This is a genomic window from Mucilaginibacter sp., assembly GCF_028288225.1.
GTDB lineage: Bacteria > Bacteroidota > Bacteroidia > Sphingobacteriales > Sphingobacteriaceae > Mucilaginibacter.
Genome location: NZ_JAQBOC010000076.1, coordinates 51,669 through 66,116 on the forward strand (window position 1 = coordinate 51,669; position 14,448 = coordinate 66,116).

General features: G+C 42.2%; 12 protein-coding genes. 3 read left to right on the plus strand and 9 right to left on the minus strand.

Annotated elements, in window-relative coordinates; genetic code table 11:
- Positions 1–26: 26 nt before the first annotated feature.
- From JWQ54_RS22195 to JWQ54_RS22210, 4 genes are all read right to left on the minus strand, one after another.
- On the minus strand, positions 27–1,022 hold the full coding sequence (locus tag JWQ54_RS22195; protein WP_299589526.1) for a type I phosphomannose isomerase catalytic subunit: 996 nt from the start codon (positions 1,020–1,022) through the stop codon (positions 27–29).
- Positions 1,023–1,193: 171 nt separating this feature from the next.
- On the minus strand, positions 1,194–2,258 hold the full coding sequence (locus tag JWQ54_RS22200) for a class I fructose-bisphosphate aldolase (RefSeq protein ID WP_299589529.1): 1,065 nt from the start codon (positions 2,256–2,258) through the stop codon (positions 1,194–1,196).
- Between the two features lie 244 nt (positions 2,259–2,502).
- On the minus strand, positions 2,503–3,231 hold the full coding sequence (locus tag JWQ54_RS22205) for a glucosamine-6-phosphate deaminase (protein ID WP_299589531.1): 729 nt from the start codon (positions 3,229–3,231) through the stop codon (positions 2,503–2,505).
- A 16-nt stretch (positions 3,232–3,247) separates the two neighbouring features.
- Positions 3,248–5,482 (minus strand): glycoside hydrolase family 3 N-terminal domain-containing protein, encoded by a 2,235-nt coding sequence (locus JWQ54_RS22210; RefSeq protein WP_299589533.1) that lies wholly within the window; start codon positions 5,480–5,482, stop codon positions 3,248–3,250.
- A 201-nt stretch (positions 5,483–5,683) separates the two neighbouring features.
- On the opposite strand from JWQ54_RS22210, the gene JWQ54_RS22215 reads away from it, so the two are divergent.
- A complete protein-coding gene (locus JWQ54_RS22215) occupies positions 5,684–6,796 on the plus strand; it encodes a Fic/DOC family N-terminal domain-containing protein (RefSeq protein ID WP_299589536.1) in 1,113 nt (370 codons plus the stop codon).
- Positions 6,797–6,906: 110 nt separating this feature from the next.
- Here JWQ54_RS22215 and JWQ54_RS22220 read toward each other — a convergent pair whose 3' ends face one another.
- Entirely contained in the window at positions 6,907–7,104 is a 198-nt protein-coding gene (locus JWQ54_RS22220; RefSeq protein ID WP_299589538.1) for a hypothetical protein, read from the minus strand.
- A gap of 416 nt (positions 7,105–7,520) precedes the next feature.
- Here JWQ54_RS22220 and pstS point away from each other — a divergent pair, with 416 nt between their 5' ends.
- The gene (pstS, locus tag JWQ54_RS22225) at positions 7,521–8,639 is read left to right on the plus strand and encodes a phosphate ABC transporter substrate-binding protein PstS (RefSeq protein ID WP_299589541.1); all 1,119 of its coding nucleotides are present in this window, start codon (positions 7,521–7,523) and stop codon (positions 8,637–8,639) included.
- Between the two features lie 218 nt (positions 8,640–8,857).
- Positions 8,858–9,550, plus strand: coding sequence for a uracil-DNA glycosylase family protein (locus JWQ54_RS22230; protein WP_299589544.1), 693 nt, complete (start codon positions 8,858–8,860; stop codon positions 9,548–9,550).
- A 6-nt stretch (positions 9,551–9,556) separates the two neighbouring features.
- Here the strand turns inward: JWQ54_RS22230 and JWQ54_RS22235 are convergent, their stop codons facing one another.
- The 4 genes from JWQ54_RS22235 to JWQ54_RS22250 all read right to left on the minus strand — a co-directional run bounded on the left by JWQ54_RS22235 (position 9,557) and on the right by JWQ54_RS22250 (position 14,446).
- Entirely contained in the window at positions 9,557–10,402 is an 846-nt protein-coding gene (locus JWQ54_RS22235; protein ID WP_299589547.1) for a fumarylacetoacetate hydrolase family protein, read from the minus strand.
- 7 nt (positions 10,403–10,409) lie between these two features.
- On the minus strand, positions 10,410–11,705 hold the full coding sequence (locus tag JWQ54_RS22240; RefSeq protein WP_299589550.1) for an alpha-L-fucosidase: 1,296 nt from the start codon (positions 11,703–11,705) through the stop codon (positions 10,410–10,412).
- Between the two features lie 5 nt (positions 11,706–11,710).
- Positions 11,711–12,475, minus strand: a complete 765-nt coding sequence (locus JWQ54_RS22245) for an SDR family NAD(P)-dependent oxidoreductase (protein WP_299589553.1) — start codon at positions 12,473–12,475, stop codon at positions 11,711–11,713.
- Between the two features lie 309 nt (positions 12,476–12,784).
- The gene (locus JWQ54_RS22250; RefSeq protein WP_299589555.1) at positions 12,785–14,446 is read right to left on the minus strand and encodes a UxaA family hydrolase; all 1,662 of its coding nucleotides are present in this window, start codon (positions 14,444–14,446) and stop codon (positions 12,785–12,787) included.
- Positions 14,447–14,448 lie beyond the last annotated feature (2 nt).

The following is a 14,448-nucleotide window of genomic DNA, read 5'->3' on the forward strand; positions in this document are numbered from 1 at the left end:
ATGGTCCATGGACTATAGACCATGGTCTAAAAAGTTTCCGGTAAGCTTAACTCTAACATTATCACTTCTCCTTTTGGCACAAACGGGCAGGCTCCTACGGTAGCGGGCAGCATCATTACATCACCTTTTGCCAGGTAATAAAATTCATCTTTGCTTTCTACTTCTCCCTTGCCTTCAATGCACACCAATACACGCGGGCTTGCCTCTTTGCCAACCATAAACGGGCATTCACTTGTTATCCTGCACAGGCTGAAATGTTCATTTTCAATAACCATTTCATGCAGTTCAGGCTTCCTGGTTTTTACTACGGTTGTAACCGGACCAATCTCTGTTTTTGCAAAATCAATACAGGCCAGGGCTTCCTTAACCTGCAGATCGCGGGGTTCACCGGTTTTTTCATCAATGCGGTCCCAGTCATACAGCCGGTAAGTTACGTCGCTGTTTTCCTGTACTTCAAATACCACCACATCGCCCAAAGTGTGTACAGTTCCTGCCTCAATCAATACGCTATCGCCAACTTTTGGTTTAAAGCTGGCCAAATCATCAGCCACCCGGTTTTTATCAAGGTCAGCTTCTATCTTTTGTTTGGTAGTGCCAGACTTTAATCCCGCATAAATGGTTGCATCTTTGCCCGTTTCTAATACAACCCAGGCTTCAGTTTTTCCATTTTCGCCTTTAGGAATATATTTCTTCAAGTTGTCAGACGGGTGTACCTGTACTGATAACACCTGCTGGCAATCTAAAAACTTTAACAATAACGGAAACTTTTTAAACTTATCTGCAAGCTTTCCCATTAACTGTTTTGGTGCAAGTTTAAACAGCTCGCTTATGGTTTTCCCCTTTAACTTGCCATTGGTTACTTTACTTGGATGATCATTACGGTCGCTCAGGATCCAGGCTTCGCCAATAGGGTCATTTTTGGGTAAAGGCTTTTCCATTAACTTACTGAACCTTCGGCCACCCCAGATGCGGTACTGGTAAATAGGTTCAAATTTCAGGGGATATAATTGTAATGGTTCCATTTTTAGCTATTTCAACCAGTGTTAAGTCAACAGTCTTTAGTCGTAAGTCATAAGTCAAATTTTGCTTTTTTTGACTTAGAACTAAAGACTTTTGACTCAGGACTAAATATCTATTTATATGTGACACAACACTAGTCGTCCAAAGTGTTGAGTCCTTAGTTTATAGGCGCATTACCCAATTACTTTTTGACTCATTACTGTTAACTTAGGATTTTCCTCCTGCTCCATATCAGGTGTATATTCACCCCTGCGTGCTGCGTTGTTCAGGCTTGCTCTTTTATAAAGCACCTTTTGTGCTGCCTTTACATTTTTATCATCGCCTTTCCAAAGGTCCATCGCAGGCTGCTGGATAGCCCTTGCAAACGAGAAGGTGAGCGCCCACGGAAGTTTACCTTTATAGTTTACATGCATAGCATTTAAATGTGCTGTAGCCAGCTCGGGCGATTGTCCGCCGGATAAAAAAGCAATTCCGGGTACAATTGGCGGTACACATTTTAGCAAGGTATTGACGGTGGCCTTTGCCACTTTATTAATACTTGCCTGTTTTGTGTTTTTTAAGCCGGGCAATACCATATTGGGTTTCAGGATAATGCCACGCAGATCAACCCGTTGTTTTTCCAGTTGTTTAAAAAGCGCTTTTAATACCTTTTCGGTAACCTTTTGGCACCTTTTTATACTATGATCGCCATCCATTAATACCTCGGGTTCAACAATGGGTACTATCCCATTTTCCTGGCAAAGGCCTGCATAACGGGCAAGCAAGTGCATGTTTGCTTCAATATTTGCTTTAGTTGGTGTATCTTCATTAATAATTATTACAGCACGCCATTTGGCAAAGCGCGCACCGAGGTCGTAATATTTTTCCAGGCGCTGCCTTAAACCATCCAAACCCTCGGTAACCTTTTCGCCGGGGAAACCGGCCATATTAACTGCGCCTTCGTCAACCTTAATCCCGGGAATAATTCCAGCTTTTTTTAAAATATCAATAAACAGCATCCCCTTTTTTGTGGATTGATAAATGGTTTCATCATACAAAATGGCGCCGCTTAAGCAATTACCTAAATTGGGAGTGGTTACAATAAGCTCACGATAAGCGCGCCGGTACTCAACCGTTTGGGGTATACCTGCTTCTGCGAAACGCTTGTTGCAGGTGCCTGTACTTTCGTCCATTGCCAGCAACCCTTTATCACCAGCCATAAGTGCTGTGGCTGTACTGATCAATTCTTCTGTTTTCATTTTATGCGATGATTTAATGTTCGGCTAATCTTGATTGTAACACGCTTAGTTAATAATTGTTAGGTATAAAATGAATTGTTACAATTTGATGATATGACTTTTTTAAATCTTTTTTTGAACCATAACCACTTCTGTTATTTCACATATAAATTGACATTTAGTCCTGAGTCAAAAGTCTTTAGATTAATTAACGCCGAAAAATCCCTCAATCTTTTAATCATGCACAATCATGGTTAGAAATGAGCTAATGAACCAACAAAGAAGCTGCATCTTCATCAAGCATAACATAAGCTGATGAAAGCGTTTGAAAAATGGAAGCCGGTACCTGGTTGGTTACTTCGCCCTGTAAAGCCAGCTTTATAATATTCGCTTTTTTAATGCCCGAAGCTAACAACATTGGAATTTTAGCTTCCTGCAAATGTTTTAGGCCGAGGGTGATACCTTCTGTTAATTGTGTTTGATGCGTAAAATATTTCTGACCAACTTCGATAGTTACCGGCGCCAATGCCGAATGATGCGCATATGAGTTAAAATCAGCGCCGGGCTCGTTAAGGCCTATATGGCCGTTCATGCCTATGCCAACAAGCATTATGGCAAGCGGGCCTTTCTCTTTTATAAAATTATCCATTGCTGCACATGAAGCATCAAGATTGGCAGCTTTGGCATCAAAAATCATCATCCGGGATGGATCGATCCTGGCAGGGGTGAAAAAGGTTTCATACAGAAAATTGGTGCAGCTGCCTGTATCGTTTTTATCCATCCCTACCCATTCATCCAACCCAACAAAATAGCAAGCGCTGAAATCTACCTTGCCCTGCTGTGCGTCCTCAACCAGCAGCTTGTAGATGCCTGCCGGTGTATCGCCTGATGTAAGACAAATAAGCGAATCGGGCTTTAGTTTTATTTGGTTTAAAATTATGTCAGCCGCAGCCCGGCACATTTCATTATAGTTTTTATGAGTTAGTATTTTCATATAGGTTTGTCAAAATTTAATTAGCCAGTTCAAAACTATCCTGTAGTCTGATATCGTCAGATGCGCTGCCAATCATCAATCCGAACTCGCCGGGCTGAGTGATGCGTTGCAGCTGATCATTATAAAAAGCAAGCTTATCTTTATTTATGGTAAAAATTATAGTCTTTTTTTCACCGGGCTGCAGCATCAGCTTTTTAAAATCCTTCAGCTCCTTTACGGGCCTCAGAGGCTGCGATACCATATCGCGCAAATAAAGCTGCGCTACTTCTTCACCGGCATATTTACCGGTGTTCTGCAGATCGAAAGAAACAGTTATTGCACCACTCTTCAGCATCGATTTTTTACTTAATTTAAGGTTATCGTATTTAAAAGTGGTGTAGCTTAAGCCATGTCCAAAAGCAAATTTGGGGCTATTCAACAGATCAATATAAGCCGAGGTATAGTTTACATCGCTATCAGTTTTAGCAGGTCTCCCGGTATTATAATGATTGTAATAGATTGGGATCTGCCCTTCAGTACGCGGAAAGGTAATTGGCAGTTTTGCGGCAGGGTTGTAACTGCCATATAATACATCGGCAATGGCATTGCCGGCCTGGTTACCCAGCCACCAGGTATATAAAATTGCCGGCGCATGATCGGCGGTCCAGTCGAACACCATAGGCCGACCAGCGTAAAGCAGCACCACAACAGGTTTGCCGGTTGCCACTATAGCTTTTATCAGTTCTTCCTGCACACCGGGTAAATGAATGTTTGAGCGGCTTTTGGCTTCGCCGGTCATGTCAAATCTTTCACCCATAGCCATTACTGCCACATCGGCCTGCATGGCCGTTTTATAAGCCTCATTAAAACCTGCGCGACTGGTATCGGTAATATCGCATCCTTTTGCATAAAGCAGTTTGGTATTACCTGCCTGCTGCTGCATGCCTTCGTATAATGAAACTACCTGGTTCTCGTCCCCAACATCCAGCGCCCAAAAACCTTTGTTCTCTTTTTTCAGCTTCGTCATTGGGCCGATAAGAGCAATTGAGCCTATACTTTTTGACAAAGGCAATAACTGTTTGTCATTTTTTAGCAGTACTATGCTTTTGCGGGCAGCATCACGAGCCGCCGCTATATGCTCATCTGTATTTAATATCCGCTTTTCGCGTTCGGCGTCACTAAAACGAAAGGGGTCATTAAATAAGCCTAACTCATATTTTTTGGTAAGGATGCGCCTTACTGCTTCATCAATAGTTTTTATGGATACCTTTTTAGCGGCAACCAGCTTAGCCAGGTTGTTAATGTAGCTGCGGCTTTCCATATCCATATCATTGCCCGCATTTATAGCAGCTTCAGCAGCCTCATAATTATCTTTTACGTAGCCATGGTTTATCATTTCGCCGATAGATCCCCAGTCGCTCACTACAAAACCTTTAAAACCCCACTTATCCTTTAAAATGTCACGCTGCAAATAGCGGTTTGCCGATGCCGGGATCCCATTTAAATCATTAAAAGAATTCATGAACGTACCAACACCGGCATCAAGCGCGGCTTTAAACGGGGGCAGGTACACTTCCCATAGTGTACGTAAACTCATGTCAACACTGTTATAGTCGCGACCGCCAATAGCTGCGCCATAAGCTGTAAAATGTTTTGCACAGGCCATAATGGCATCCAGGTTCCCTAAACCATTTCCCTGGAAACCTTTAACGCGGGCAGTTGCAATTAATGAGCCTAAATATGGGTCTTCGCCGGCTCCCTCCATTACACGGCCCCAGCGTGGGTCCCGGGCAATATCAACCATGGGTGCAAACGTCCAGTGTACGCCGCCCGCTGCGGCCTCTGTAGCAGCAATCCGGGCCGATCTTTCAATAGCCGTTAGATCCCAGCTTGCGGCTTCGGCCAGGGGGATAGGAAAAGTAACGCTGTAACCATGGATCACATCCTGCCCAAATAACAAAGGAATTTTTAGCCGCGATTTCATAGCTGCCTCCTGGAAAACTCTTGTGTGCTGCACCCCAACTATATTAAGTATAGAACCTACTTCGCCACTCTTTATGGCGTCAAGCTTGTTGCCGACATCGGTAGTTACCGGGCCGGTAGCTGCCCAGTCGCCATTGTATTGATTTAGCTGACCTATCTTTTCGGCCAGGGTCATCTTTTTTAATAATGCTTCAACTTTTTGCGGGATGCTTTTTGGCTGCGCATAAATGGTAATGGTTGCTATGCAACTAAAAAAAACGGTTAAAATTTTTGATTTGATGTGGTTCATTTTGGTAAGAGTATACCCTGTTTATAAAACATATCAAGATTAAGAAATTAAATTTTAAAGAAGAAATATTAAAGAAAATGGACAGTTTTGATTACATGTTCAGTTTTTGGCTACAAATTGAACATGTTGCTTTTTTTGTCCAGTTTTTTACCGTAATATTGTATCACGTTCAGAAAACATTCGAAAACTGAACATAATTATATGGCTTACGATAGAAATCAACCTTATAATAATATCCCTTTGCTGCCTCCACACGGAGAAATTGAGAATGACGTTGAAGTTCTTAAAAAACTGGTATCGGCATCAAGGGCATTAGCTACTGCAAATAATACGGTACTGCGCCTGCCCAATCCTTTCATGCTGGTTAATACAATCGCTCTACAGGAAGCCAAAGCATCAACCGCTATTGAAAATATTTTTACAACAGAGGATGAACTTTACAAAGCTGTGTCTGATACCATACAGGAAGATAGCGCCAATGCAGCTACTAAAGAGGTTTTACGTTATCGCGAAGCTTTATGGGAAGGCTACAGAATAATAAATGAAAAGAAAGTTATCGATCTTGATAGTATCATCAGCATTTTCAGGCAAATAAAAAATTCATCGGCAGGAATCCGGCCTCCGCAATCACAAACAACAATTAAAAGAGGGCAAAGCGAATTTAGAGCAGGAGAGATTATTTACACCCCACCAAGAGGGGTTGGATTGATTGAAAAACTTATGGTAAACCTGCTGGATTATTTGAACGATGATGAAAAATATCCTACCGATCCATTACTGAAAATGTGTTTTGCACATTACCAGTTTGAAGCTATACACCCGTTTCAGGATGGTAACGGAAGAACGGGGCGTATTTTAAATCTGCTTTACCTGGTAAATAAAGGTTTGTTATCACAACCTACACTATATCTTTCCAAATATATCATTATAAATAAAGATGATTACTATTATAATTTAGGAACGGTAACACAACGCGGTGCGTGGAAAGAATGGATATTGTATATGCTTGACGCGATTGAAAACACATCACTTTTAACGGAGAAACTAATTTTAGAAATCCTGTCGCAAATGAATGCCACGCTTAACTATGGAAAATCAAAATTGAAGTGGTATAATAAAGAAATTAATGAAGCTATTTTTAGTCAGCCTTATTTAAAAGCCAGAACTATTGGCGAATTAATAAAAAGATCTTCACGTACTACATTATCCAAGTATATGACAGACCTGGTAAAAACAGGGATTTTAAGCCCCCAAAAAGATGGGAAGGAAGTATATTACCTTAATAATGACCTGATAAGAATATTACAGGGATAAAAACCAATTGGGCATTCATATCAATGGAAGTTATATACCCTATATAGTTAGTATAGGATATCAAAATAAAAGCCTCCGACCAGCATTGGCAGAGGCTTTATTAATACCTGCTAATCAGCATGACTTTTCAAATTATCATGCTGGATCTCTTCTAAAAAGCCATGCTCATTAATGGCATAATTGGCTTCCGATGTATCATTATGGTTTTTGGGAATTTTAATTGCTCTCACCTTCTTTTTGTACGGAAAAAATAAAGGTAAAATAACCACCGCAAGTAAAGCGCCGATCTCTAATAATTCAATAAGCATATAAATGTATACTAAGTAAATAAATAGCAAAAGCATCTGCAATTGGTTTATGTACAGGAATTTATCCCTATGTTTGTTTAGGCCAAATGCTGATTGCTATAACAAAGCTAAATCAATGCCAATTATTTTCATAGCGTTTTAGCATTACTTCCAAATTGTTAAAAAAGCTCAATTTTGCCCTTATTATTTATTTGTAAAAAGGCTTAAGCCTGCCATATTGATAACATTATAATAGTTTATTAAAACTTTTCATTATTTAATTTTTTTAAAAGTGCGGAGGCTTTATCACCAGGGTGTATATTTTTCTGCCCTATATTAAATATTTATGTATCGACTTTACAATTTGTTAACAATAACGTAACGAAGGAGATAACACTAAGTCGTCTATTTGTTGTTAGACAATTAAAAACATTAAAATGAAATTTTTTAAAATAAGTCAATTTGCCTTTGCAGCAATGCTGCTGGCAGAAACAGCTTTAATAAGCTGTGGTGGTAACAATACAAAATCAGGAAGCGACAGTTCAGCAAAACCAGCTGCTGCTACAGCTTCAACTGCCGATGCAAATACTTTGCTTGGTGCAGGAAGTACCTTTGTTTACCCGCTTTTTTCAAAATTGTTTGCTGAATATAATAAAGAAACCGGTATAAAAGTAAATTACCAGTCTATCGGTTCAGGCGGAGGCATTTTACAGCTTACCAATAAAACCATTGATTTTGGCGATTCAGACGCGCCATTAAATGACGACCAGGTTAAAAAAATGGGCGCCGATGTATTACATATTCCTATGTGCTCCGGCGCTGTTGTTATCAGCTATAACCTGCCTGAATTGAAAAGCACTTTAAAATTAGACCCTGAAGTGCTGGCCAATATCTTTTTAGGAAAGATAACCAAATGGGATGATGCAGCCATTGCAAAAATAAATCCGGGTGTTAAGTTACCATCAACCGGGATTTTTATAGCCCATAGAAGCGACGGCAGCGGAACAACTAACATTTTTACCACCTACCTTGCAAAAGTTAGCAGCGACTGGAACACCAAACCAGGAAAAGGATCAGCCATTAACTGGCCGGTTGGACTTGGAGGAAAAGGTAACGAAGGTGTTGCAGGTTTGATAAAACAAACGCCGGGTGCTATTGGCTACATCGAACTTGCTTATGCCATTCAAAATAAAATGACCTTTGCCGATCTGAAAAACAAAAGTGGGAATTACATTACCCCAACCGTTGCTTCAACAAGCGCAGCAGGTAACATCACTATACCTGATGATGCTAAAGTTTCATTAAGCAATACTGATGCTAAAGATGGTTATCCTATCAGCGGGTTTACCTGGGCATTAATATACAAAGAGCAAAACTATAGCGGCCGCAGTAAAGATCGTGCTGACAAAGTAGTAAAGCTACTTTGGTGGAACATTCACAATGGCCAGAAATATTGTAATGATCTGAACTATGCACCGCTGTCACCAGCGGCTGTTGCCGTTGCCGAAAAGATCCTGAAATCAGCAACATTTGACGGAAAAGCAATACAGCAATAATATTAATACGATTTAATGTGAGAGCCCCGGGCAGATGTTATCTGCCGGGGCTTTTTGTTGGGGTAAGTCGAGAGTAACAAACGCCCTTGTTGTTATTACGAGAGTAAAAAATGATGTTTTTTACTCTCGTTGTTTTCAGATCTATTTTTTTGGATAAGATTGGATACAAATTGGATATATCCATTTAATTTTACCGATCAGTACTTTATCAATCTACCATGACCTTCGCCGAAAAAGTAATTCAATTTAATAAGCAACTTAATTTTAAGGGAACGCTGCCTGACGGGATCAACATTATGAACCCGTTTAAGGAAAACCCGCAAGCCAATAGCTTAACGGAACAGTTTTATGGCAAGTATTATAATGACGATAATAAACGGCATTTGATACTGGGCATTAACCCCGGCAGATTTGGCGGTGGTGTAACCGGAATCCCCTTTACCGATTCGAAGCGATTAAAGGCTGTTTGTGGCATAAACTATGAAGGTAAAGAAACACACGAGCCATCATCCGTATTTGTATACGAGGTGATTGCAGCTTTTGGCGGAGCTGAGGAGTTTTATAAGCATATTTACATCAACTCCATGTGCCCATTAGGCTTTACTGCCAATACAAAAGATGGGAAGGAAATAAATTACAATTATTACGATAGCAAAGAACTAACGGCAGCCGTGTATGACTTTATGGTGGAGAATATCCAAAAGCAACTTGACCTGGGTAATTGTACCGATACCTGTTTTTGCTTTGGTACAGGCAAAAACGAAACTTTTTTGCGGAAGCTCAATGATGAAAAAGGCTTTTTCAAAAAGATAGTCGCTTTGGAGCATCCACGGTTTATTATGCAGTATAAATCAAAAACAAAGCAGCAATACATTGATAAATATATTGCTGCTTTCAGGGATGTTATTTAATGCAGCTTAACTGTATGCAACAAGAGTTTGCTTAGCCTCACCTAATCCATCAATACCTAATTCAATCACGTCGCCTGCCCTAAGATAAACGGGAGGCTTCATGCCCAGGCCAACTCCTGCAGGTGTACCCGTAGATATTATATCACCGGGCAATAACGTCATGAACTGGCTGGTGTATGAGATCAAATGCGGAATATCAAATATAAAATTTGCGGTTGTGCCATCCTGCATGATTTTGCCGTTAACTTTTAACCACAGGCGCAGGTTATGCGGGTCGGATATCTCATCTTTTGTGGCAAAGAAGGGGCCTATCGGCGCAAAAGTATCGCAGCCTTTCCCCTTATCCCAGGTGCCGCCGCGCTCTATCTGGAACTCGCGTTCAGATACATCGTTATGCAGCACATATCCCGCCACGTAATCCATCGCATCGGCTTCGCTTACATAGCTTGCTTTTTTGCCGATAACTATGGCCAACTCAACTTCCCAGTCGGTTTTAACAGAGTTTTTAGGGATAATAATATTATCAAACGGACCAGCGATGGCCGTTGTTGATTTCATAAAGATCACCGGCTCGGTTGGCGGTGTGGCGTTGGTTTCTTTGGCATGATCTACATAGTTCAATCCTATGCAAACTATTTTTGACGGCCGTGCCAGCGGACTACCCAGGCGTACATCTTCCGTAATTTCGGGCAGCAGGCTATCCTCCAAAAAATAACTTAAACGGGTTAAGCCATCATTTTCAAAAAATGTTTCTCCATAGTCTTCGCCAAATGCAGATGTATCGTACTTTTTATCGTTAATGATCACGCCGGTCTTTTCTTTTCCGGCTTCGCCAAATCTTATCAGCTTCATATTATTATTAGTTGGTAGTTAGTTGTATAATAGTGTCATCAGGATCTGCCTTAAGGCTGCTGGTGTAAACAAAAACACCTTCGGGCACCTGTTTGTATTTTACGCTGCTGCCATCGCTCATGAGGGCAACTTTGGTTATTTTTCCTTTTACTTCGGGCAAAAATATGTAAGTCTGCGGCAGCTCAAATACATGTGCATATAATGTCTTGTTTTTAGCGGTAATTACACCCCATTGCTGAGGAGCTATAATATTACCCCTGGTACCATAAATGCTTTCGCCATTTTTTTGCATCCAGCTACCAACCAGGGCAAGCGTATCTGCAAATTCAGGTTGAATTTTTCCGTTTGGCATGGGGCCAATGTTGAGTAAAAAATTAGCATCGCGCCCGGCTGCATTTACAAGATAATGAATGATCTGCTTTACCGATTTATAGCTCCGGTCGGTTATATTAAAACCCCAGCTGTTATTAATGGTTTCGCAGGTTTCTAAAGGCAGCTTGCCAATTTTCGATTCGCCGCTAAAGCCGGTAGTGTTACCACCCGGCAGGTCTTTCTCAAACATCTGGAAATCTTCGCCATCAATAGGTGCAAGGTGATGGTTATTGCCTATCAGTATAGCAGGATTAAGTTTATGGATCAACCCATAGATCTCGTCAAAATGCCAGTCAACCGAGCGGCGCTCCCATTGCCCGTCAAACCAGATCCCTTTTACGCCGGGGTATTTGGTGATCAACTCGGTAAGCTGGTCTTTCATAAATTTTATATAGCTGTCCCAATCGCCCTTTACAGGCTTGCCGTTAACAATAGGGCTGCCAAATGCGTAATCAGGTCTGCCCCAATCCAGCAACGAATAATAAAAATGCAGCTCAATTCCTTCCTTCTGGCATTCCTGTGCAAGTTCCATCAAGGGGTCTCTATGGTAAGGTGTTGCATCAACAATGTTATAGGGTGATGCTTTGGTGCCAAACATGCTGAAACCATCATGATGACGTGAAGTGATGGTGATGTATTTCATGCCCGCCCGTTTAGCAAAAGCTACCCATTCTTTGGCATTAAAGCCTTGCGGATTAAAAAAGTCAGCGAGGCGTTTGTAGTTATTGTAGGGGATGTTTTTCTCGTGCATTACCCATTCGCCTGCTCCTAATTCACTGTAAATGCCCCAATGGATGAACAGCCCGAATTTGAGATCCTGGAATTTTTCGCGCGATACCAGGTTATCGGCTGTTGGCGTGTACTTTGCAGTTTGAGCATTGGCGCTACAACAGTACAAAAACAATAGAAGCAGGGTGAGTTTTTTTATCATGTGATTTAGTTGTTTAGCGTAATAAACCCACCGTCGATAGGATAATCGGTGCCGGTTATAAAACCAGCTTCGTCCGAGCACAGGTACAGCGCCAGCGCAGCAATTTCTTCAGGCTGACCCATGCGGCCAATTGGCTGCGATTTTGAAAGCTTTTCAAAGATCTCAGCTTCCTGTCCCGCATAATTTTTAGCGATAAACCCATCTACAAATGGCGTATGCACTCTTGCAGGCGAGATGCTGTTACAGCGGATGTTATCAACCATATAATCACGCGCTACTGATAAGGTCATGGCGTGGATGGCGCCTTTACTGGTTGAGTAGGCAAACCTGTCGGTTATACCTACATGAGCGGCTACAGATGATGTGTTCAATATTATACCGCCATTATTGGCTTTCATTAATGGTAAAGCAGCAAACAAGCAATTATACACGCCTTTTACGTTCACATTATAGATCCTGTCGAAATCAGCTTCACTGGTATTATCGGCTTTACCGATGTGGGCAATACCTGCATTGTTTATTAGTATATCAATTTTTCCTATCGAGTTAAAAATATCCATAACCTGCTGCTGATTGCTTACATCGCATTTATGAACAAAGGCATAGCCGCCTGCAGCTTTAATTTCGGTAACAGTATCACTCGCTGCGTCTTCATTTAGTTCGATGATGTGCACGATTGCTCCCTGTTTTGCAAACATAATGGACATTGCTTTGCCTATGCCGCTGCCACCGCCTGTTATTATTACTTGTTTGTTGGTTAGTTTAAACATTTGTGTTCCTATTTAGCTCCCTCTAAATCTCCCCCAATTGGGGAGACTGTTATTTTTGTTAATCCAAAAGCATTTCTCACGCCTTTACATCTGAGCATTAGCGTTAATATCGCTCGCATATTTACTCACCCGGTCATTGCTTCGCTCGACCTGCCCTCTCTTCCGCAAGCGGTAAAGAGGGCCGAAGAATTTCTATTTTTTCTTTTCCCCACCTCTTTTCGCCGCAGGCGAAGAAAGGTCGACCATTCGCTGGCTAGCGGAGTCGTCGGGTGAGTCAACTCTGCGCCAAGCTTTTACGTTTCTGTAATTTTACAACGAGATCCCCCGCTTCCAGGGGATCCAGTCATCCTGCCCTAATCTTACAGATGCGGGCTCAGTCTCGCCGCTGGCAACCTGGATCACATAATCCAGGATCCGCTCACCGGCTTGCTGGATGGTTTCATCGCCTTCTATAATTGTTCCGCAGTTAATGTCGATAATATCGGGCATTTTTAATGCGGTAGCCGTGTTTGTTGATAGTTTAACAACCGGGGTAACCGGGTTGCCGGTCGGCGTACCAAGGCCGGTGGTAAACAATACAATAGTTGCACCTGCGCCTACTTCGGCAGTGGTGCTTTCCACATCGCTGCCGGGGGTACATAAAAGATTAAGGCCCGGTTTGGATACCTTAGCCGGATAATCAAGCACATCAGCAACCGGCGATGTTCCGCCCTTTTTTGCCGCCCCTGCCGATTTTATGGCATCTGTTATTAACCCATCCCTAATATTGCCAGGCGAAGGGTTGGCATAAAAGCCAGATCCATCTGCCTCCGCGCGTTTATTATAAGTGGTCATCAGCTGCATAAAGTAATTGGCTTTGTCTTCATCCACACAACGGTCGCTTAGCTCCTGTTCTACACCGCAAAGCTCCGGGAATTCGGATAATATTACCGACCCGCCCATAGTTACCAGCAGATCGCTTACATAGCCCAATGCAGGGTTTGCAGAGATCCCCGAAAACCCGTCAGAGCCACCACACTCCAACCCGATACATAGTTTTGACAACGGTGCTGGTGTGCGTTCTGTTTGATTAGCCTGCATTAACCCTGCAAAGGTCTGTTTAAGGGCCTGCTTTAACAGATCGCTTTCAGTGCCTACTTTTTGCTGTTCCAATATCACTAAAGGTTTACTGAAATTGGCATCGCGTACCTTTATTTCCTGTTGCAAAATGCTTACCTGCGCATTTTGGCAGCCAAGGCTCAATATGGTTGCACCTGCTACATTTGGGTGCGTAATGTAACCAGCTATTATTCCGCACAAAGTTTGTGCGTCACTGCGGGTACAGCCACAACCCATTTCGTGGGTGAGGAATTTGATACCGTCAATATTTTTAAAAAAACGGTTTGATTTTGCTTTGTCTGCCGTAACCTGGATATCTGCATTCAGGATCTCTTCAACCGACTTACCCGCCTGGTAAAGGCTGATCAGCTGGTCGACATCACCCTCATAGCTTTTCGCTTTTTTGTAGCCAAGCTTATCAACCAGCGCTTCTTTCAACACATCAATATTGCGATTCTCGCAAAATACCAGAGGCACAACAATCCAGTAATTGCCGGTACCAACCGAGCCATCTGCACGGTGGTAACCGTTAAACGTTTTACCTGTGTACTTGCTGATATCCGGCTGATGCCAGTCGAGCTTGCGTTTGCCAAGGTGAAACTCGCCCGATGCATGGTGAACAGTTTGTGTGCTGATCGGCCCGCCTTGCGGAATAGGCTGCATTGCCTTGCCCACTAGTACCCCGTACATAAAGATCTCATCTTCGGGCTGCAGTGCGTTTATGCTGAATTTATGCTTTGCATCAACCTTTTCAGTTAACTTAAAGGTTTGGCCCTCAAAGTTTATTTCTGTGCCCTGCGCCAGGTTTTGCAAAGCCACCAATACATTATCTTTTGGGTGGATGCGGATATAGCTATGTTTTTGTGTCGACATTT

Coding starts and splice junctions, on each gene's coding strand:
- JWQ54_RS22240 (WP_299589550.1), bottom strand. CDS start 11,705: ATGATAAAAAAACTCACCCTGCTTCTATTGTTTTTGTACTGTTGTAGC.
- JWQ54_RS22195 (WP_299589526.1), bottom strand. CDS start 1,022: ATGGAACCATTACAATTATATCCCCTGAAATTTGAACCTATTTACCAG.
- JWQ54_RS22200 (WP_299589529.1), bottom strand. CDS start 2,258: ATGAAAACAGAAGAATTGATCAGTACAGCCACAGCACTTATGGCTGGT.
- JWQ54_RS22215 (WP_299589536.1), top strand. CDS start 5,684: ATGGCTTACGATAGAAATCAACCTTATAATAATATCCCTTTGCTGCCT.
- JWQ54_RS22250 (WP_299589555.1), bottom strand. CDS start 14,446: ATGTCGACACAAAAACATAGCTATATCCGCATCCACCCAAAAGATAAT.
- JWQ54_RS22205 (WP_299589531.1), bottom strand. CDS start 3,231: ATGAAAATACTAACTCATAAAAACTATAATGAAATGTGCCGGGCTGCG.
- JWQ54_RS22235 (WP_299589547.1), bottom strand. CDS start 10,402: ATGAAGCTGATAAGATTTGGCGAAGCCGGAAAAGAAAAGACCGGCGTG.
- pstS (WP_299589541.1), top strand. CDS start 7,521: ATGAAATTTTTTAAAATAAGTCAATTTGCCTTTGCAGCAATGCTGCTG.
- JWQ54_RS22220 (WP_299589538.1), bottom strand. CDS start 7,104: ATGCTTATTGAATTATTAGAGATCGGCGCTTTACTTGCGGTGGTTATT.
- JWQ54_RS22230 (WP_299589544.1), top strand. CDS start 8,858: ATGACCTTCGCCGAAAAAGTAATTCAATTTAATAAGCAACTTAATTTT.
- JWQ54_RS22210 (WP_299589533.1), bottom strand. CDS start 5,482: ATGAACCACATCAAATCAAAAATTTTAACCGTTTTTTTTAGTTGCATA.
- JWQ54_RS22245 (WP_299589553.1), bottom strand. CDS start 12,475: ATGTTTAAACTAACCAACAAACAAGTAATAATAACAGGCGGTGGCAGC.